22 protein-coding genes and 2 pseudogenes are annotated in these 18,887 nt (G+C 31.7%); 16 read left to right on the plus strand and 8 right to left on the minus strand.

All coding sequences use genetic code 11. The annotated features are described in order from the left end of the window. Window positions 1-28: 28 nt before the first annotated feature. Window positions 29-220 (minus strand): DUF4021 domain-containing protein, encoded by a 192-nt coding sequence (locus EKQ63_RS13045; protein ID WP_061182460.1) that lies wholly within the window; start codon window positions 218-220, stop codon window positions 29-31. A 200-nt stretch (window positions 221-420) separates the two neighbouring features. Between EKQ63_RS13045 and EKQ63_RS13050 the strand changes: the two are divergent. The 4 genes and pseudogenes from EKQ63_RS13050 (at window position 421) to EKQ63_RS13065 (ending at window position 3,312) form a co-directional block, all read left to right on the plus strand. Further along, a pseudogene (locus EKQ63_RS13050) lies at window positions 421-944 on the plus strand (CatA-like O-acetyltransferase). 207 nt (window positions 945-1,151) lie between these two features. Next, window positions 1,152-1,676, plus strand: a pseudogene (locus EKQ63_RS13055) (GNAT family N-acetyltransferase). A 37-nt stretch (window positions 1,677-1,713) separates the two neighbouring features. Further along, entirely contained in the window at window positions 1,714-2,658 is a 945-nt protein-coding gene (locus EKQ63_RS13060; protein WP_140168732.1) for a GNAT family N-acetyltransferase, read from the plus strand. A 141-nt stretch (window positions 2,659-2,799) separates the two neighbouring features. Continuing rightward, a complete protein-coding gene (locus tag EKQ63_RS13065) occupies window positions 2,800-3,312 on the plus strand; it encodes a GNAT family N-acetyltransferase (protein WP_000985869.1) in 513 nt (170 codons plus the stop codon). A gap of 21 nt (window positions 3,313-3,333) precedes the next feature. Here the strand turns inward: EKQ63_RS13065 and EKQ63_RS13070 are convergent, their stop codons facing one another. After that, window positions 3,334-4,221, minus strand: a complete 888-nt coding sequence (locus EKQ63_RS13070) for a DMT family transporter (protein ID WP_087952501.1) — start codon at window positions 4,219-4,221, stop codon at window positions 3,334-3,336. Between the two features lie 170 nt (window positions 4,222-4,391). Between EKQ63_RS13070 and EKQ63_RS13075 the strand changes: the two genes are divergently transcribed. From EKQ63_RS13075 to EKQ63_RS13090, 4 genes are all read left to right on the plus strand, one after another. Next, window positions 4,392-4,952, plus strand: coding sequence for a helix-turn-helix domain-containing protein (locus EKQ63_RS13075; RefSeq protein WP_087952502.1), 561 nt, complete (start codon window positions 4,392-4,394; stop codon window positions 4,950-4,952). 207 nt (window positions 4,953-5,159) lie between these two features. Continuing rightward, entirely contained in the window at window positions 5,160-5,309 is a 150-nt protein-coding gene (locus EKQ63_RS13080) for an aspartyl-phosphate phosphatase Spo0E family protein (protein ID WP_000424361.1), read from the plus strand. 114 nt (window positions 5,310-5,423) lie between these two features. Next, a complete protein-coding gene (locus EKQ63_RS13085; protein ID WP_143881111.1) occupies window positions 5,424-6,152 on the plus strand; it encodes an alpha/beta fold hydrolase in 729 nt (242 codons plus the stop codon). Between the two features lie 60 nt (window positions 6,153-6,212). After that, on the plus strand, window positions 6,213-7,613 hold the full coding sequence (locus tag EKQ63_RS13090) for a protoporphyrinogen oxidase (protein WP_143881112.1): 1,401 nt from the start codon (window positions 6,213-6,215) through the stop codon (window positions 7,611-7,613). Between the two features lie 50 nt (window positions 7,614-7,663). Here the strand turns inward: EKQ63_RS13090 and EKQ63_RS13095 are convergent, their stop codons facing one another. Further along, entirely contained in the window at window positions 7,664-8,212 is a 549-nt protein-coding gene (locus EKQ63_RS13095; RefSeq protein WP_087996781.1) for a hypothetical protein, read from the minus strand. A 298-nt stretch (window positions 8,213-8,510) separates the two neighbouring features. On the opposite strand from EKQ63_RS13095, the gene EKQ63_RS13100 reads away from it, so the two are divergent. After that, the gene (locus EKQ63_RS13100; protein ID WP_000885371.1) at window positions 8,511-9,062 is read left to right on the plus strand and encodes a GNAT family N-acetyltransferase; all 552 of its coding nucleotides are present in this window, start codon (window positions 8,511-8,513) and stop codon (window positions 9,060-9,062) included. Window positions 9,063-9,103: 41 nt separating this feature from the next. On the opposite strand, the gene EKQ63_RS13105 is transcribed toward EKQ63_RS13100, so the two are convergent. Both EKQ63_RS13105 and cspD read right to left on the minus strand, forming a co-directional pair. Next, window positions 9,104-9,289 (minus strand): cold-shock protein, encoded by a 186-nt coding sequence (locus EKQ63_RS13105; protein ID WP_000286198.1) that lies wholly within the window; start codon window positions 9,287-9,289, stop codon window positions 9,104-9,106. Between the two features lie 86 nt (window positions 9,290-9,375). Next, window positions 9,376-9,579: a cold-shock protein CspD gene (gene cspD, locus EKQ63_RS13110; protein WP_000176368.1), complete on the minus strand. Its 204-nt coding sequence runs from the start codon at window positions 9,577-9,579 to the stop codon at window positions 9,376-9,378. A 375-nt stretch (window positions 9,580-9,954) separates the two neighbouring features. On the opposite strand from cspD, the gene EKQ63_RS13115 reads away from it, so the two are divergent. Together EKQ63_RS13115 and EKQ63_RS13120 are read left to right on the plus strand one after the other, a co-directional pair. Then, window positions 9,955-10,851 carry a CPBP family intramembrane glutamic endopeptidase gene (locus tag EKQ63_RS13115; RefSeq protein ID WP_087996783.1) on the plus strand — a complete coding sequence of 299 codons (897 nt, stop codon included), beginning with the start codon at window positions 9,955-9,957 and terminating at the stop codon, window positions 10,849-10,851. Next, complete coding sequence (locus EKQ63_RS13120) at window positions 10,851-11,510, plus strand: nucleoside/nucleotide kinase family protein (RefSeq protein WP_140421329.1); 660 nt, start codon at window positions 10,851-10,853, stop codon at window positions 11,508-11,510. Before EKQ63_RS13115 ends, EKQ63_RS13120 begins: the two co-directional genes overlap by 1 nt. A gap of 34 nt (window positions 11,511-11,544) precedes the next feature. Here the strand turns inward: EKQ63_RS13120 and EKQ63_RS13125 are convergent, their stop codons facing one another. Next, entirely contained in the window at window positions 11,545-12,327 is a 783-nt protein-coding gene (locus EKQ63_RS13125) for an arginase family protein (RefSeq protein ID WP_143881113.1), read from the minus strand. A 317-nt stretch (window positions 12,328-12,644) separates the two neighbouring features. On the opposite strand from EKQ63_RS13125, the gene EKQ63_RS13130 reads away from it, so the two are divergent. Continuing rightward, on the plus strand, window positions 12,645-13,418 hold the full coding sequence (locus EKQ63_RS13130) for an HAD family hydrolase (RefSeq protein WP_143881114.1): 774 nt from the start codon (window positions 12,645-12,647) through the stop codon (window positions 13,416-13,418). A 97-nt stretch (window positions 13,419-13,515) separates the two neighbouring features. Beyond that, window positions 13,516-14,121 (plus strand): PRK06770 family protein, encoded by a 606-nt coding sequence (locus EKQ63_RS13135; RefSeq protein WP_087996788.1) that lies wholly within the window; start codon window positions 13,516-13,518, stop codon window positions 14,119-14,121. 59 nt (window positions 14,122-14,180) lie between these two features. Here EKQ63_RS13135 and EKQ63_RS13140 read toward each other — a convergent pair whose 3' ends face one another. Further along, window positions 14,181-15,047, minus strand: a complete 867-nt coding sequence (locus tag EKQ63_RS13140; RefSeq protein ID WP_143881115.1) for a LysR family transcriptional regulator — start codon at window positions 15,045-15,047, stop codon at window positions 14,181-14,183. A gap of 129 nt (window positions 15,048-15,176) precedes the next feature. On the opposite strand from EKQ63_RS13140, the gene EKQ63_RS13145 reads away from it, so the two are divergent. The 3 genes from EKQ63_RS13145 (at window position 15,177) to EKQ63_RS13155 (ending at window position 17,826) form a co-directional block, all read left to right on the plus strand. Beyond that, window positions 15,177-16,220 (plus strand): aspartate-semialdehyde dehydrogenase, encoded by a 1,044-nt coding sequence (locus EKQ63_RS13145; RefSeq protein WP_143881116.1) that lies wholly within the window; start codon window positions 15,177-15,179, stop codon window positions 16,218-16,220. Window positions 16,221-16,386: 166 nt separating this feature from the next. Continuing rightward, complete coding sequence (locus EKQ63_RS13150) at window positions 16,387-17,511, plus strand: C45 family autoproteolytic acyltransferase/hydrolase (protein WP_143881117.1); 1,125 nt, start codon at window positions 16,387-16,389, stop codon at window positions 17,509-17,511. Window positions 17,512-17,562: 51 nt separating this feature from the next. Continuing rightward, window positions 17,563-17,826: a hypothetical protein gene (locus EKQ63_RS13155; protein ID WP_143881118.1), complete on the plus strand. Its 264-nt coding sequence runs from the start codon at window positions 17,563-17,565 to the stop codon at window positions 17,824-17,826. Window positions 17,827-17,929: 103 nt separating this feature from the next. On the opposite strand, the gene EKQ63_RS13160 is transcribed toward EKQ63_RS13155, so the two are convergent. Next, on the minus strand, window positions 17,930-18,826 hold the full coding sequence (locus EKQ63_RS13160) for a LysR family transcriptional regulator (protein ID WP_088328195.1): 897 nt from the start codon (window positions 18,824-18,826) through the stop codon (window positions 17,930-17,932). Window positions 18,827-18,887 lie beyond the last annotated feature (61 nt).

The following is an 18,887-nucleotide window of genomic DNA, read 5'->3' on the forward strand; positions in this document are numbered from 1 at the left end:
AAGCCAAGGATATTTTCCTTGGCTTTTTTCAATGTAATTCATTTTTTGAAGTTAAATCGTCAGATGCAGTATGATCAGCATCTTCAATATCGGTTTCTGGCATTCCATATAAGCCGTTCATTGCTTGTTCTTCGATAGTAAGATTTGCAGTATTATTATTTTGAATAGGTGTAGCGTTTTCGATAACATTTTCTTTTTTATTTACATTTTTGTTATTCATGTATGAATCCTCCAAATTTCATTTGATTTATTTATAGTATGTGGATGGCTTTCCAGAAATATGTGAATGGATTCTTATAGATGTAATATAATTAAATAAACATTTAGGGTGAAATGTAAACTGTTAGGAGTGAACAATTATGGTGAAAGCAAGGAAATTAGCCTTCTAAAATAAAAAGAAAATTTTAGGAGGCTATTAAAATGACGTTTCACGTAATTGATAGAGAAAATTGGAATAGAGAGCAGTATTTTGAACATTATTTAGAATTAAAATGTACGTTTAGTATGACAGTGAATGTTGATATTACGCTTCTGATAGAGAAAGTACATCAAAAGGGAATTAAATTTTATCCGACTTTTATTTATATAATTTCGAGAATAATAAATAAACATAAAAGAATTTCGAACATGTTTTAATGAAGAAGGAGTTTTGGGCTATTGGGAGGAAATGATACCGAGTTATACAATCTTTCATAAAGATGATAAGTCTTTTTCAAGTATATGTACGGATTATTCAAGTGATTTCCACATCTTCTATAAAAATTATGAAGACGATATGAGAAACTATGCTAGTGTTCATGGTCTTTTCACGAAAGAAAATATTCCACCTAATGCTACCAGTTTCATTACAAGTTCATCATTCGGTTTGTGATGGATATCATGCGAGTCGATTTATAGAGGATTTACAGGAGTTAAGTAATACTTGCAACGAGTGGCTTAAGTAATATCTAATTTTTAATTATGTGCAATTGAAAATGAATAAAAGAAGAGACCATGTTTATATTGCATGGTCTCTTCTTTTATTCATTAATACTAAGCAACAGTGGAAAATATAGGTTTATTTATAGTTTAATAGTAAAGAGAGGGATTGTTTTAATTTTTTTTATTTTCAATCATCTAAAATTTAAAATGATTTAATAGGGGGTAGTAAAGTGAAATTCGTAAGTATTGAAAAAGAAGAGATCCTAATTGAGAATATGGCAAAACTGTATTGTAAAGCATTTGAAAAAACAAATTTCAATGAGATGATTGAGCGAATGAAAAGACATGTAGAATATGCAGATTTTAAAGGTATAGTAGCAATAAATGATGAAAATGAAGTGGTTGGTTTTACTTATGGTTATCGCTCATTAGAAGGACAGTACTATAATCGATTAATGAGAGAAGCGTTAAATTTAGAGCAAGTAGAAGAGTGGTTACAAGATTGTTTTGAATTTGTAGAGTTAGCAGTTCATCCACAATATCAAAATGAAGGTCTTTGAACAAAATTACATAATAAATTACTAAAAGGAATTTCAAATAGAACGAGTGTTTTAACAACACAAATAAACAATGAAAAAGCGCGTTCGTTATATGAAAGATTAGAGTGGGTAAATATATTAGAGCCATTTCATCCAAGTACAAATGATGTTCCATATATAATAATGGGAAAAACTTTAAAACCAAAAGTGAATTGATAATTATTTCGTTCGCAAAGGTTATTTGCTTGTAACGATAAAGGGGAAAACAAAGATGACAATAATATCTATAGAAAAAGCTACAATTTTAGATGCAGAAAAGTTAACAGAAATAATGACAAGAACATTTGATGAAGAAGCAAAACGATGGTTATGTGGTCAAGGTGATGTTATTGACTATAACATCCAACCACCAGGGTATTCTTCAGTTGAAATGATGAGATATTCGATTGATGAGTTGGATTCTTTCAAAGTGATGTTGGATGGGAAAATAATTGGGGGAATTATAGTTACGATCTCAGGTAAGTCATATGGCCGAATTGATCGTATTTTTGTAGAGCCTGTTTATCAAGGGAAAGGAATTGGATCAAATGTTATTAAATTAATAGAAGAGGAATATCCAAGCATAAGGATTTGGGATCTTGAAACATCAAGTAGACAACTTAATAATCATCATTTTTATAAAAAAATGGGCTATGAAATAACTTTTAAATCTGATGATGAGTATTGTTATGTAAAAAGAATCACTGTAGAGTCAGCTGAAGAAAACCTAATAAAAAATAAAAATATAAAAAATAGCCAATATGAAAACTGTAACTTAGCAAATACAGAGTATTATCAAGTGAATTTAAAAAACAGTGCATTTGTTGGTAGTAATATAATGCATATAAATATGAGTAATTGTAATGTAAGTCAATCTAAGTTTAGAAATATAAATTTTAAAAGATCTTTATTTGCAGATTTAAATCTTTCCGGTAGTAAATTTAATTTGGTGACATTAGGTGGAGTGCAATTCAAAAATACAAGTCTTGGAGATGAGAAGGAATCTATTTTATTCGATAATTGTGATTTGGAAGGTACTGTAATACATAATAGTAATTTGAAAAATATTGAAATAGAAAATTGTGATATAACCGGTATGAAAATAAATGGTATTCCAATTGAAAAACTGCTTGCGTTATATAATAAAGTGAAAAGTTAACCCTTAATTGTAGATAAGAAGTTTGTAAATCTAATATTATTCCGGAATAATTATGTAAAAATAACATAAAGAAATCCAGGAGAGAAGGGGTTTCATGCAGGAAGGTAGAATATATTGTTATGAATATGGAGGAGAGAAAATATGGCGATCAAAGTAAGAGCAGTAGAAATACAAGATGCTAGAGCGATTCACCGTATATGCATACAAGATGACGTTTTACCTTATATGGTTTTCTTACCTAGCATGCGTGTAGATGCGATGGAAAATAGAATTCGAAATTTAGCTTCAAATCAATTTGAATTTGTTGCAGAGTATGATGGGGAAGTTGTAGGATTTGTTGGATTAACCCAAAGTCCAGGACGTAGATCTCATTCGGGTGACTTGTTTATCGGGGTGGATAGTGAATATCATAATAAAGGCATTGGAAAAGCTCTTCTTACAAAAATGCTTGATTTGGCTGATAATTGGTTAATGCTAGAGAGAGTAGAACTAGGTGTTTTAGAAACGAATCCGAAAGCGAAATCTTTATATGAAAAATTCGGATTTGTAGAAGAGGGAGTAAAGATAGGGAATTTGAAAGCTCACGGAAAGTTTATTAATGAAATTATGATGAGTCGTTTTAGACCTGACGGTTTAATCGTACATAATGCATAGTGAAAGCATGACAGTATAATGTCATGCTTTTTTATTAGAATTTGCTTGTAATAAAAATAATGCTAAACCAATAAAAATAACTGAAATACCTAGTCCTTGTTGTAAAGAAATAGTCTCATTTAATATAAAGTACGCTAGTATACAAGTCCCAATCGTTTCTCCTAAAATGCTCATGGAGATTACAGTAGCACTCATCCATTTTAACAACCAATTAAAAATGGTTTGTCCTAAAATTGTAGCAATGAAAGCTAATCCAATAAAGCACAACCAAGTTTGTGTAGAGTAATGGATGAAAGATTCTTGTTGTGTGAAAGCAAATATGCCAAGAAAGCCAGCACTACTTCCATAACTAATTACCGAATATGGTATAAGTGACAAATCTTTACGAACGTGTTGGCTAATGAAAAAATAAGCAGTAATAATACCGGCAGCGATAATTGCTAAAATATCTCCATATAAAGCTTCTCCACTAATTTGGAAATCTTGCCAGCCAATGATGATACTACCTGAAATAGCGATGAGGCAACCAATAACCGCTCCTTTCGTAAATCTTTCCTTAAATAAAAAATAACCACCAATCATTGAGAACAAAGGTTGTAACGTTACGATAACTGTAGAGCTTGCTACAGAAGTAAATTGTAATGATTCAAACCATAGTACATAATGTGCAGCTAAAAATAGCCCAGATATGAATCCAAATGTCCATTGTTTTTTCGTTAAAGTTTTTAGCTCATTTCGATTATTTTTATTAAATAGTAATAACGGTAACAGAATTAGTGTGGCAAAGAATAATCGGTAAAAAGCAATGATTGTCGCAGGAGCATCTGCCAATTTTACAAAAATTGCTGAAGTTGATAAGGCGAATACACCAAAAAATAAGATGAAATATGAAAGAATAGGTGATTTCAAAGTTTGTCCCTCCGATAGAATGTTTATTATAATAAACTTAATACGATATAATGTACAAGGGTAAGTATATAAGTCCCGGAGATAATAGGAAAGGATTATTTGCCTTTGTTTAGTATGTAAGCACAAAGACAATGAAATATGCATTATGATGGACGGAAGGAAGTTTTACTATGATACATGATAGGCTTGGACAAACAGTATTAAGTTATCGTAAGAAAAATAATATGACAATTCGTGAATTCGCTGATTATGCAGGGATTAGTACATCACTAATTAGCCAAATTGAAAGAGGATATGCTAATCCTTCTTTAAATGTTTTGGAGTTAATTGCAAAAGCATTGAATGTACCGCTGTTTACACTTTTTATTAACGATATTGATACAGATTCGCTCATTTCTAAGAAAAAAGATCGAAAAAAAGTATATCGGGAAAACAATGATCACATTGTATATGATGTATTAACACCTGATTTTATGAAAGCACGTATTGAAATGTTAATGATGGATTTAAATAAACAAGCAAATACAACAGAAAGCCATTATTCCCATGAAGATAAGGAAGAGATTGCTGTTATAATGAAAGGGGAAGTGTATGTGGAATTGGAGGGAAAAGAATATTTTTTAGAAGAAGGCGATGTTGTACGTATTCCACCGAATGTGAAGCATCGGTTTTTGAATAAAAGTGATGAATCGAATCACATTTTATTTGTACTGACACCATCTTTAGGATGAAAATATAGTGATTTTAACTAGGTGAGAAAGAAAATGGAAAACAAAAGTATTTTAAAAGGCGGCTTAATCTAGTTTCTTTTTTTGTTAGTAGTATATTATTTTTTCAAATATGTAAGATTTTACATCCGTATTTTGCTTTTACTAATTATGTAAATAGGCTATACTAAAATACATACATTTTAGTATTGGAGAGAGAAGTAAAACGACATGGAATTAGTGAAATTGGAAAAAGTAATTGAAATAAAGAAAGAAGAACTTTTATATTTAGTATCGGATTACGGAATTCAACATGAAAAAGTATTAGCATTAAGTCAAGAAATAGACAAATTGATTAATTACTTTATGTTTTTAAAATAGGAAGAACTATGACATGATGTGAAAATGTTATAGTTCTTTTTTATTTGGAAATTCAAATGTAAATTCTATATACTAATAATTAATGGAATATTCTGTTTTGGAGGCGGGGGAACAATGATATTATATACGCACATTTCAGGTGAGGGGGAACCGATCGTACTTTTACATTCTGGTGGTATGACAGGTTTAGCAGAATATGAAGAGCAGGTAGCATTTTTTCGAGAACAAAATTATCAAGTCATTCGCCCTGATTTAAGAGGGCATGGAAGATCAGGGGGGACATTGGAGAATTATTTCCTACGTTCTGTTAAGGATTTGCGTGATACGTTAGAGCATTTACAAATTGATAGATGTCATATAGCTGGTGTTTCACTAGGAGGGTTAGTTGCTTTATTATTTGCAAAAAAGTATCCAGAGAAGGTGAGAACATTAACTTTTTCAGGTATATTTCCAGTTAAGAGGGATAATTGGGAAGAGTCATTGGAGTATGAAGCGAAGTGTCATCAGCAATTGATGAAAAATGAAGAAGTTGTAACGTATATGAATCAAATTCATGAAAAAAGTGATTGGAAAGCATTGCTTGAATCGTGGCAAGTTAAAGATTGGTACCCTTACGATGAAACTGGTGAAGTAGCGAATCTTCAAATACCTACACTTTGTATTGTTGGGGGAGATTCAGAAGATGAAGTTACAGCTGTTACAACGTTCAAACAATTAAACAAAAATATTCATATTGCCGTTATTCCGTTTGCTGGTCATTTAGTGCATAGTGATCAACCAAAAATTTATTCGAATATATTGTCTAATTTCTTACAGAACGCGCAAGTTGCTAGTCGAATATAAGGACTTTTGGGTATAATAATAAAGGAATTATTAATTGTATCGGTTAGGAGCGCAATACATATGAAAACAGTTGTTGTCATCGGTGGAGGTATAACGGGACTTTCTACTATGTTTTATTTAGAAAAATTAAAAAAGGATTATAATATAGATTTAAATTTAATCCTTGTAGAAAAAGAAGAGTACTTAGGTGGGAAAATCCATAGTGTAGAAGAAAAGGATTTTATTATGGAATCCGGAGCAGATTCTATCGTTGCTCGTAATGAACATGTCATGCCGCTTATAAAGGATTTAAATTTAGAAGAAGAAATGGTGTATAACGAAACGGGTATTTCTTACATATATTCTGATAATACTTTACATCCAATTCCTTCTGATACTATATTTGGGATACCGATGAGTGTCCAGTCGTTGTTTAGCAGTACGCTAGTATCAACGAAAGGGAAAATTGTTGCTTTAAAAGATTTCATAACGAAAAATAAAGAGTTTACGAAGGATACTTCTCTTGCTGTATTTTTAGAAAGCTTTTTAGGGAAAGAGTTAGTAGAAAGACAAATTGCTCCGGTACTTTCAGGTGTATATTCCGGAAAATTGAATGAGCTTACTATGGCGTCTACACTACCGTATTTACTGGATTATAAAAATAAATATGGTAGTATTATTAAAGGTTTTGAAGAGAATAAAAAACAGTTTCAATCAGCAGGAAATAAAAAGTTCGTATCATTTAAAAGTGGATTATCTACGATTATTAATCGTTTAGAAGAAGTGCTGACTGAGACGGTTGTTAAGAAGGGTGTTGTAACGACAACTGTAAGTAAACAAGGTAATCGCTATGAAATCTCCTTTGCAAATCAAGAATCAATCCAAGCTGATTATGTTGTTTTAGCAGCTCCGCATGATATCGCAGAAACTTTATTACAGTCTAATGAGTTAAACGAGCAGTTTCATACATTTAAAAATTCATCTCTTATAAGTATTTACTTAGGATTTGATATACTAGATGAACAATTACCAGCGGACGGCACAGGATTTATCGTAACGGAAAACAGTGATTTACATTGTGATGCTTGTACATGGACAAGCCGGAAATGGAAACATACATCTGGAAAACAAAAGCTATTAGTGAGAATGTTTTATAAGAGTACGAATCCAGTATATGAAACGATTAAAAATTATAATGAAGAAGAACTAGTGCGAGTCGCTTTATATGATATTGAAAAGAGTCTCGGAATTAAAGGTGAACCAGAAGTAGTTGAAGTGACAAATTGGAAAGATTTAATGCCGAAATATCATTTAGAACATAATCAAGCAGTTCAAACATTACAAGAAAAAATGAAGGATCTATATCCTAATGTATACTTAGCTGGCGCTTCCTATTACGGTGTCGGTATTGGTGCGTGTATAGGAAATGGAAAGAACACTGCAAATGAAATCATTGCAACATTAAATGAACCGTCAAATTAATATAGCATATAAATAAAATGTCCCTCCGTTATGCTGGAGGGACATTTTATTTATTTTACTTGAATGGAAATCTTTTTATTAGTTGTATGATTCTCAGTAATCGTTAATGTTATGTTACCGGATTCTTTAAATGAATATGATGAGAGTTCGTAAAGCTCTTTTATTCCGTGTTTCTCTTTTAATTTATTGGCAGGAAGTAATGTTATGTTCGGTTTCCATGTTTCCTGTTTACCGGAAGGATAGTTTACTATTATTTCTGGATTATTTAATTGCATTGGTTTCCAAGAGGCAAAATGTAGCTTAACTTCTGTATCTTTTTTTAGTAATTCTTCTGAGAAATATCCAAGTTCTCCAACGTTACCGAAAACCGTAAAGTTTTGATTTTGTAATGTGATGTCTAAATGTTTAGGTTGATATGTTGCTGCGTGATAGATTCCATATGAAAGAGAAAGAGTAGCGGCGATTAAAATGCTGATTGAAAATGTCTTAAAGCTATTGCCTTTAAAACTAGTCATCATGAATGAATTTGGAGTGAACTTTTTTGCAAATAAAAATATGAGTAATATGAGTAAGAGGGATAAACCGATGAATATATACATAGAAAATATACACCTCCATAACAAATTTTACATCAACTATATTTTACCATATATGTATGGGGTAGGGTGTTGTTTTAGAAGGGAAAAGTGAGTATGGAATAAAGAGATGATCAGTGTACGATGATCATCTCTTTATTTTTTGTCATTATGTAAATGCAAGAAGGGTTACTCTTAGTTCGTATTGAATTAAGAGGGTAGGCTACTCTTGAAATATTTGATTAATGGGACATTGAGGACTTTCCTAATTATAAATATGTTTTCTGCTATAATGAATAAGTAGAAAGAAAGGAGTGATCCTATGGCATTTCCTATATTAGAAACAGAACGTTTGCGTTTAGTTGAAATAGAACAATCTTATTGTCAAAAAATATTTGAAATCTTTTCATTGGATGAGGTAACGTGTTTTTACGGTATGAATTCTTTTACGGAGTTTGGACAAGCTTCACGTATGATTGAATCTTTTTCAAAAAATTATTTTGAGAAAAAGGCAATACGATGGGGGATAGTATTAAAAGAAACAAATGCTTTAATAGGTACAATTGGATTAAATAATTTACAATTATGGAGTAAACGATCAGAAATTGGATATGACTTACATCCTCGTTATTGGGGGAATGGTTATGCGTCAGAAGCAGCCAGGGAAATTATTCATTATGGATTTCAAGATTTAGGCTTATTTAGAATTGGTGCTATTACATATCCTGAAAATGTTACTTCTTGTAAAATGTTATCTAAAATAGGTTTTCACAAAGAAGGATTATTACGTGGATATATTCATCAAGGAAATAAGCAACATGATGCACTATTGTATTCTATAGTTCGAACGGATGTTGAACATATAAATTTATAATAAAAAACCCCTCTTATTTAAGAGGGGTTTTTTATTATAAATTAACCTAACTTAGGTAATAAACGTTCTCCGCTTTTCATGCTACTTTTACATAAAGGGCATTTAGGCTCTTCTTCAAATGAAAAGTTCTTTCTCATCCATCCTAAACAATCCTCTGCTTCACATTCCCAGACAGGGGTTTGTTCTGGTGGTACTTCTGCTACATCGTTCTTTCGATTGCGATACATGTAACCACTCCTTTTATGTAAAAAATTTTAGTTATATATTAAAAAGGTTGTTAACCGTGCTGGTAACAACCTTTTTATTGTTTGAATTATAGCTTTACAACGTTTTTAGCTTGAGGTCCACGGTTACCGTCTTCAACTTCGAAGCTAACTTCTTGACCTTCGTCAAGAGATTTGAAGCCGTCGCCAGTGATAGCTGAGAAGTGAACGAATACGTCGTTACCACCTTCAACTTCGATGAAACCGAAACCTTTTTCGCTGTTAAACCATTTTACTTTACCTGTTAATGTCATGGTAATGCCTCCTAAAAATTAAAAAGATTACAATATGTTCGGCCTTATTTGAATGAAAAATAAAATTTCACATATTATCAAAAACCCATAAGGAATATAAAATATTCCTGATTGATACTTGATAATATGCAAAGAAAATATACTGTTAAATTGACCTTAATTACTATCTTACAACAAATGGTGGGAAATAGCAAGTGCTGGTAATACCAGTGTGAAATAGGATGGTAAAAGACACAAAAACATCTCTTTTATTTATATATTATTCCTAATTTTGGTTTATGCTAAACTAAGAACATTTTTATTGAAAATTTGTATTATTGAATCGATATATAGTATAAGAATAGTGTTGATGTATTTGTTAAGGAGGCGAGAATATTGCAGTCTAATCAATTTAAAATAATTGAAGCAGCCAAAGAGGGAAGAAGAAAAGTTCATCCAGTATTTGCTGTTATACTTGCAATTGTATTTTTAACTTTGGGTGAATTGTTCATGTTATTTATGTTGTTTTTACCGAAAGCAGAAACGCTTTTAATGAAAGCAATTTATAGTGATATTGAAATGATATTGACGTTTGGCGGAGCTATATTTTTTGTTTTTTTATGGATTAGATTTGTAGAGAAAAGATCAATTTCATCTATTGGATTTTGGAGAAATCAGTGGATAAGAAAATATTTAAGAGGTGCATTAATAGGTTTTGTTTTTATTTCAATACCAGTCATGCTACTTTTATTAACCGGAAATGTACAACTACAAATGCAACATATTACACCAACCGCTATACTTGGAATTGTGGGATCTTTAGTTGCTTTTTTAATACAAGGTGCAACAGAAGAAATTGTTGTTCGAGGTTGGTTATTTCCAGTTCTTTCTGTTAGAGGCCGTATATGGGTCGGTATTGTTGTAACTTCATTTTTATTTGGTTTTCTTCATTTACTAAATCCAGGTATTACAATTCTTTCAATATCGAATATAATATTAGTTGGTGTGTTTGCCGCTTTTTACGTTTTGAAAGACAGTAGTCTTTGGGGGATATGCGCATGGCATTCCATTTGGAATTGGGCACAATATAACGTATTTGGTTTTGCAGTTAGTGGAATGACAATGTATTCTACACCACTTTTTAAACCTGTAACAAGTGGATCGGAATTCCTTCATGGAGGCTCGTTCGGAATTGAAGGGAGTATTATTACAACAATAATGCTCTCTATCGCTTCAATTGTTTTATGGAAACAGTTATGGGGGAGAAAAGCGAAACAACGAGATTTTAGTTAATGAAAGAGGGAGAAACTATGGGGATTATAGCGTTTGAGGGAGCAAGTGCGGTTGGTAAGAGCACAACGTGTCGTGAGTTAGAAAAGAAATATGGAGCTTATATTATACCTGAAGTGAATTTTTTATTTGAAAGACCAAAAAATGAACATAGAACATGGTATTTTGAAAAACAAGTAGAGCGCTGGAAAATAGCAGTGCAGAAGTCAGAGCAATATGAATTAGTAATACTTGATGGAGATATTTATCAGCCGCTTAGCTATAATTGGTGTTTCCACTTTGAAATATTTGATCAGCCATTATCTTTAATAGAAGACTTTTATAAGGAAAAGCTGATACATAGGGAAATTGGTTTTCCTGATCAATATTTTTATTTATATACGAATGATGAAGAACTTAGAAAACGGAAAAAATCTGATGAGACAAAAAGAAGAAGAAATTTTGAAAAGCATTTACATATATCAAAATCGTTTCAACGTTTTTATGAAAATTTAAATACCGTTACAGACGGGTACTGCAAAATAATTGAAGCGAAAAGTGTAAAAACGAATGAACTAGAAATTGTAAATAACTTAAACAGTTTACATGTGTGTGAAGAGAGTCGTTTTGATGTTTCGAGGTTAGATGCGATTACGAAGTGGTTAAAAGAAAATCGCGCGTAAAAAGAACGAGTGCCTTATAAGGTATTCGTTCTTTTTATGCATATTGAATATGTAAGTTCGTTTCATAGATTGTTTTTAAAATTCGTAAGTTTGCTTGTTCATTTTTCTGAATAGCATTTTTATATTTAGGTAAGAAAAGTTGAGAAGGATAAACTGGGAGTTCACCGCAAATATCAATACCATAGATAGATTTATTCATAATAAGAGAATGAATAAATTGTAAAAGTCTAGATAGTTTCATATGCCCTTGATCCCAATTGGTAATAGTAACTTTTGGATCTAAAACATCTTTATCAATGCTTACATATATTGTTTCTGTATGAATATGTGAAAGTATTGTATGTATGGATACTTCATATGATATATCAATTGGAAAAATTTCTACGTATGGACAATCATTAGAATGAATTGTAAGAGAAGAAGGCCCAATAATGATTACCTTCTTTAAATTATCATTATTTCGAAGAGAAAATGATACCCAAGATCCACAGGAAATAAGAGTTTGTTCATTCGCTCCCTTTAAGTTCATATCAGTATGATGATCAAATAGTATAAGGGTAAAAGGCTTGTTTATTTCTTCTAATAATAAATAAGATACATAATGATAATTTCCAGAACCTATAAAAGTAATTCCTTTATTCTTTCTACGATTTAATGCCCTTTTGATATGCATTAAAGAAGTGTTTTCGCAATATAGATTTGAGTGTTCTAAATGAGTAAAATCAATATCTTCATGTGAATTAGAATGTAGTTTATTTTGTAATAAATACGTATCATCAAAGTTTAAAAAAGTTAAACCGTTATGCAATAAACTCATATTTATTCATCTCCTTTAAATATAAGGCTATCATTTATTTTTATAAAATTAAAATGAAATGCTTTGAGTGGAATTAATATTTGGAAAAGATAGTGTTTTTGACAGAATAATCTTTCAATTGAAAAAGAAAAGGAATACAATATAAGGAAATATGTATATGCTTCAGGAAATAGAAAATATGTAGCAAATGGAAATAATACTTGGAATTAAATTGAGACAAAAAGAAAGTTGAGATTAACTATAGGCAGATGCTCTGTTGATTCAACAAATAATCAATATTTCGAGTTATTATTTGTGAAAGGAGAATAAAGCTAAGTATGAAAAAGATTATTATTTCAGATCTTGATGGAACTTTATTAAGAAGTGACAAAACAATTTCAGAGAAATCTATTAATATTTTAAGGGAATGTAAAAATAATGGGGACGAATTAATTTTTGCTACGGCAAGGCCGCCAAGAGCTATAAAACAGTATATTCCCGACGTGTTAAAGAGTGAGATTATCATTTGTTATAACGGGGCTCTAGTTCTTAAAGGGAATGATATTTTATATGAAATGAAGATTTCTAAAAATAACATTTTAGAAATCATAGAAATAGCAAACAAGTATAATCTTCATGAGATTTGCCTTGAAATAGGTGATAAGTTGTATTCAAATTTTGATGTTACTGATTATTTTGGTAATATACCATGTGAAATTATGGATGTAAGAGATTTAGAATTTGAAAAAGCTTCTAAAGCGATTATTTGTACTAAAGGCTCAATAAACCAGAAATTTATTAAAGAATTGCCTGATGAATGCAAGGCAGTCATTACAGATGACGGGACATTGTGTCAAATTATGCATGCAGAAGTTTCAAAATGGAATAGTATTCAATATGTTCTACAACACTTAAATCGAGACGTATCTGAAGTTATTGCCTTTGGAGATGACTACAATGATATGGAAATGATAGAGAAGTGTGGGGTTGGTGTAGCGATGAGTAACGCTGTTGAGGAATTAAAAGCAGTCGCTAAATTTATTGCTAAAAGTAACGATGAGGATGGAGTTGCTACATTTCTAGAAAGTAAAAGTTATGTTTATGTTAACTAGTATGAAAAAAATGTAGTAAGCAGCGAAAAAAGAGATGCTGCATCTGTTTTTGATAAATAGATATTATGAATGGGATATGCGGGAGGAAACAAGCAAGATGAAAACATTCTTTAAAATAATTGGAATTATAGCTGGCATGGCGGTAATCGGAGTAGGTTTAACATATGGTATGCTGTATTATTTGAATAATAGTAAACCTGCTGCGAAAAAGGCATCACCAGCTGCTCCGGCAGCAGAAGTGCTGGCTGATAGTAATGTAAAAGCTGAAGATGCAAAGGTTTTAGAAAATGGCAATCATTCATTACCAAATAGCGGCTTTAATAAAAATTTTAAATGGACAGATGAGAACATACAGACAGCGTTACATGAAATGGCACATCAAAAAACGAAAGCTGATCAAAAGTGGGGCTATATTTTTATTACACAAGAACGTATTGAAAGTTTACTTGATATTGTAAAGAGCAATGATCTAGTACAAGGAAAAACATATGCAGATATTTTAGAGAGATGGAAACAAGGGAAATATGAAAAAATGGATGCGGATCACAATCAGATTTGGAAATTACAAAGCGGGAATTTAGGCGAAGGAAAAGGGGTAATGTCAGAAGCGGAACAAAAAGAGTTAATTAATCAAGTGTTTATGCAAAAAGGTACATATTCAGGTAGTCAATTAATTGTAGGTGGGGGACAGGCTAATAAATAAGATAATATGGGAAGAGAGTAATTGCTTTTTAGGCAGTTACTCTTTTTTCTGTGCACTTTTTAGTTTTTCTCTAGTAAGGAAAGAAACGATTGTAAAACGGGTGAAATCCATCTAGATTTATGATAAATTACATGGCTTTGAATAACTGTTGGCGTTTCGATAGGCTGAAAACAGAGTTGCTCTTTTTGACAACTTTCTTGTACAACGATGTAAGGAAGAATTGAAATTCCTAACTCACACATAACGGATTGTTTAATAACTTCAACGTTGGAAGTTTCAAATGTTTTAGCTGGAATATTCCCGCTTTGACGTAAAAAACGATCTACCATTGGTCTATAACCGCAGCTTTGTTCAGTAAAAATAAACTGAGTATCCTTTAATAAACAAAACGGATTAGATTGTGTAGAATAATGAGGTGGTAAAATCCATCCAAATGTTTCATTACTAAATGTACGCGTAATAAAATCGTTATGTTCTATACATTCTCCAATTATGAAGACAATGTCTGTTTCTCCTTCACGTAATTTTTGTACTGCTTGTTCATTTGTATTTGTTTCAAGTACGATATTTACTTTCGGATTTTTCTGTTTGTAAGTACGTAATAATTGTGGTAAACGGTAGACTGCTAATGATTCGTTTGATGTAATACTTAATGTACCTTCTAATTGATCGGTATTTTGAGGGATTTCTTGCGCTTTTTCATAAATTGCAAGTAATTCTAAAGCATAAGGATGAAATTGATGACCTGCTTTTGTAAGAAGTATTTTTTTCCCTAATCGATCAAAAAGAGGGAGGTGTAAATCGTTTTCTAATGCTTTCATATGCGCTGTTACAGTAGATTGCGCATAACCTAACGCATGAGCAGCTTTAGAAAAGCTACCATACTTAACGATGGCACAAAAAGTTTTCACATGTCTGATTTCCATAAACAATCCCTCTTTTATTATCATGATTTGTGAATGATTATATCACGTATTTCAATTTTCCAAATGATTAAATTCCTTATAAAATGAAATTGTAGAAATATTTATTCAATTAACATTGGAGGAGAAAAGATGAGTGAAAAGGGCTATCATGTAGCTGTTGTTGGGGCTACGGGTGCAGTAGGTCAGAAAATTATTGAACTGTTAGAAAAAGAAACAAAGTTTAATATAGCTGAAGTTACGTTACTTTCGTCAAAAAGATCGGCTGGTAAGACAGTACAATTTAAAGGGCGAGAGATCATTATACAAGAAGCAAAAATAAATAGCTTTGAAGGGGTAGATATTGCCTTTTTTAGCGCTGGGGGAGAAGTTTCTAGACAATTTGTAAATCAAGCTGTCTCTAGCGGTGCAATCGTAATTGACAACACTAGTGAATACCGAATGGCACCTGATGTACCTCTTGTTGTTCCGGAAGTAAATGCGCACATTTTAAAGGAACATAAAGGTATAATAGCAGTTCCGAATTGTTCAGCATTACAGATGGTAACAGCTCTTCAGCCAATACGAAAAGTATTCGGATTAGAACGAATTATCGTTTCAACTTATCAAGCTGTATCGGGTTCTGGTATCCATGCGATTCAAGAATTAAAAGAACAGGCTAAGTCAATACTTGCAGGTGAAGAAGTGGAGAGTACTATATTACCAGCGAAAAAAGATAAAAAACATTATCCAATTGCATTTAATGTACTTCCTCAAGTAGATATATTTACGGATAATGATTTCACCTTTGAAGAAGTAAAGATGATTCAAGAAACAAAAAAGATTTTAGAAGACCCCAACTTGAAAATGGCAGCTACTTGTGTGCGCGTTCCGGTTGTATCAGGTCATTCAGAAGCGGTTTATATAGAACTTGAAAAAGAAGTAACTGTTGCAGAAATTAAAGAAGTACTGCTTGATGCACCAGGTGTTATTTTGCAAGATAACCCTAGTGAACAGCTGTATCCAATGCCATTAAATGCAGAAGGGAAAATAGATACATTTGTCGGAAGAATTAGAAAAGATCCTGATATGCCAAACGGATTCCATCTTTGGATTGTCTCCGATAATTTATTAAAAGGTGCGGCGTGGAACTCGGTTCAAATTGCAGAAACGATGGTGGAAGAGGGAATCATTTAGTATTAAGGAAACTAGGGAACTGTTAATGATTACAGTTTCCTAGTTTTTATTTTTATAATTTTTTACTTTATCCCAGCCGCATTTGATTTGAAAGACAGTAAAAAACATCAAGAATTTATAAAATTTATTTGGTACGATATGGATAAATTCAATAAGGGGGAATTAAATGTATCAAGTAAAGGGGTATTTTTCATCGCTCAAAGGAAGTCATTATGAAATTGGTAAGCAACAAGGTGAATTTGTGGAACAACATCCTTTTCTTATTCCGCAATTTATAGAGCAAGAAAACTTAATATCGCATAACCATTGGACAGAATCTAGAAATATATTAAATCAATATTGTTCTGGAATTAATGAAGAAATTGAAGGTTTTTGTGAAGTGTTGAAAATTCCTACTAAAAATATGATGTATTATTATCAAACGTTATTAAAAGCAGGATGTAGTCATTGTGTGGTATTACCTAAAAAGACAGATTCAAAACACACATATGTATTAAGAAATTATGATTTGTCACCAAAAATAGATGATATGCGTTTTTGTTCAACTCATGTTGAAGGTGAGTATGCACATAGTGGCTTTTCTACTCAATATTTTGGCCGAACGGAAGGAGTTAATGAGCATGGATTATCTGTTACATTTTCAGCATGTGGCCAACCGGTAGGAAATATTGCGGGTTTAAGAAAGCCAGCAGTAAGGGGTTTACAATGTTTTGCGGTCATTCGAGTGTTATTGGAGAAATGCAAAAATGTGCAGGAGGCGAAATCATTAATAGATGAAATACCAATAGCAAGTAATATTAATCTAATTGTAGCAGATCCATTAGACGCAGCGCGTATTGAAATATTTGACGGGTATAAATCAATAACTTCAATTGATGAGGAAAGCCAAGACTTTATCGTCTCAACAAACCATGCAATTAGTTTACCTATTCAAAAACTGAGTAATAGAAGATTAGAACAATCTACAAACAGATACCACACATTGCATGAATATTTAAATCGAAATGAACTAGTGAGTCTGGAGTCTTTAAAAGGATTAGTAGAAAAAGAGTATCCTACTGGGCTGACAGTACATAATTATGAAGAATGGTTTGGAACTTTACATTCTGTATTATTCGATTTACATGATCGTACAATGAAGATTTGTTTTGGATCACCACTTTTAAACGACTGGTACTCATTGAAAGTTGGAGGAAGCATGCCGTTTTCTGAGGTGAACGTGAACTTTAAAAATAAAACTTATACTGACTTTTGGAGGGAAGACAAGAAAAAATTGATTCCTAAAAGATAAATGGGATAAGATGGTAATATGAAGAGTGCATTTATACTGGAGGGATTACAAATGCTAAAAGCTATTTTACCATTTGTTCTTATCTTTTTTCTTGTCATTGCGATGTATATGGCTTATCAAAAGAGAAAAAAATCCGGGATAAAAGGATTGAAAAGTGCGTTAACTTCTATTTGCTTCTTTTCACTCGCAATCTTAAATATGTTTGCATATTCGTTTCATTTTGGCGGTGCTTTAACTTGGTTATTTTCAATTGTATTATTGCTAGTTGGTGCATATTTTACTAAATATATTCCAATATCTAAAAAGATACATTAAAATTTAAAAGAGTTTAAATATAATGTTTACTTTGTTTTGAAAAGAGATTATTCTACTAGATCGTTGTGAAATGGTTTCATAGGATAATCTCTTTTGTTTATTTTTAGAAAGAACGTACGGTGCTTTTTAGTTGTTCAATAAATTCTCGAGTTGCAGCACACATATACTTATCTTTTCTATAAATTAGTCCTATTTCAATTGTTGGAGTAGGGTTTTCTATTTTAATAGCTTGAATGTTTTTATTTTGTAAAAAGTCTATATATGGTTTGGGTAAAACTGTAATTCCCATTCCTTTGGAAACCATTTGGATTAAAGATTCCATCGTGCTAATTTCTAAAATTGGTCTTGGTTTAAAGTTGAATTTTTGACAATGAGATGTAATTAGTTCGGTTAAAAAGAAATTTTTAGGTAAAAGAATTAAAGGGTAGTTCTGTAATTCAGCAATAGATACATGATTACGTTGAGCCAATCGATGACCAGTGGGCACGACTAATGTAAGGTCGCTTTTGTATAGAGGGATAGAGATAATCTCTTTATCTTGCACCGGGAGAAATGTAATTCCAATATCTAGTTCGTTTTGTAATAATTTTCCACGAATATCTCCAGTACGAAGCCCTAATACAGAAAGCTCTATATTGGGATATAAATTATTGAAATTTAAAATAGCTGTCGGTAGTAAATAATTTACGACGGTTAACAAAGCCCCTATTGTTAAAGAACCTTGCTGTAATCCGTTTAGGTCTTGAATAGCTGAACGAGCTTGTTCGACTTCATGAAAAATAGTTTTACTATGTAATAATAAAATCTTCCCTGCTTCAGTTAAAGATATTTTTTTACCAATTCGATCGAAAAGTGGCATTCCTACTTCATGCTCTAATGCACGTATTTGTTGACTTAGTGAAGGCTGTGAAATATTTAATTTCTCAGCTGCTTTTGTGAAATGTAATTCTTTTGAAACAGCTAAAAAGTATTCAAGTTGTCGTAATTCGATTGGAATCACCTCAAGTATAATAATAGGTTATACCTATCATTATTATATAAATAATTGAATTGAACAATGA

The sequence above is a fragment of the Bacillus sp. BD59S genome, from assembly GCF_007363175.1.
Classification (GTDB): Bacteria; Bacillota; Bacilli; order Bacillales; family Bacillaceae_G; genus Bacillus_A; species Bacillus_A pacificus.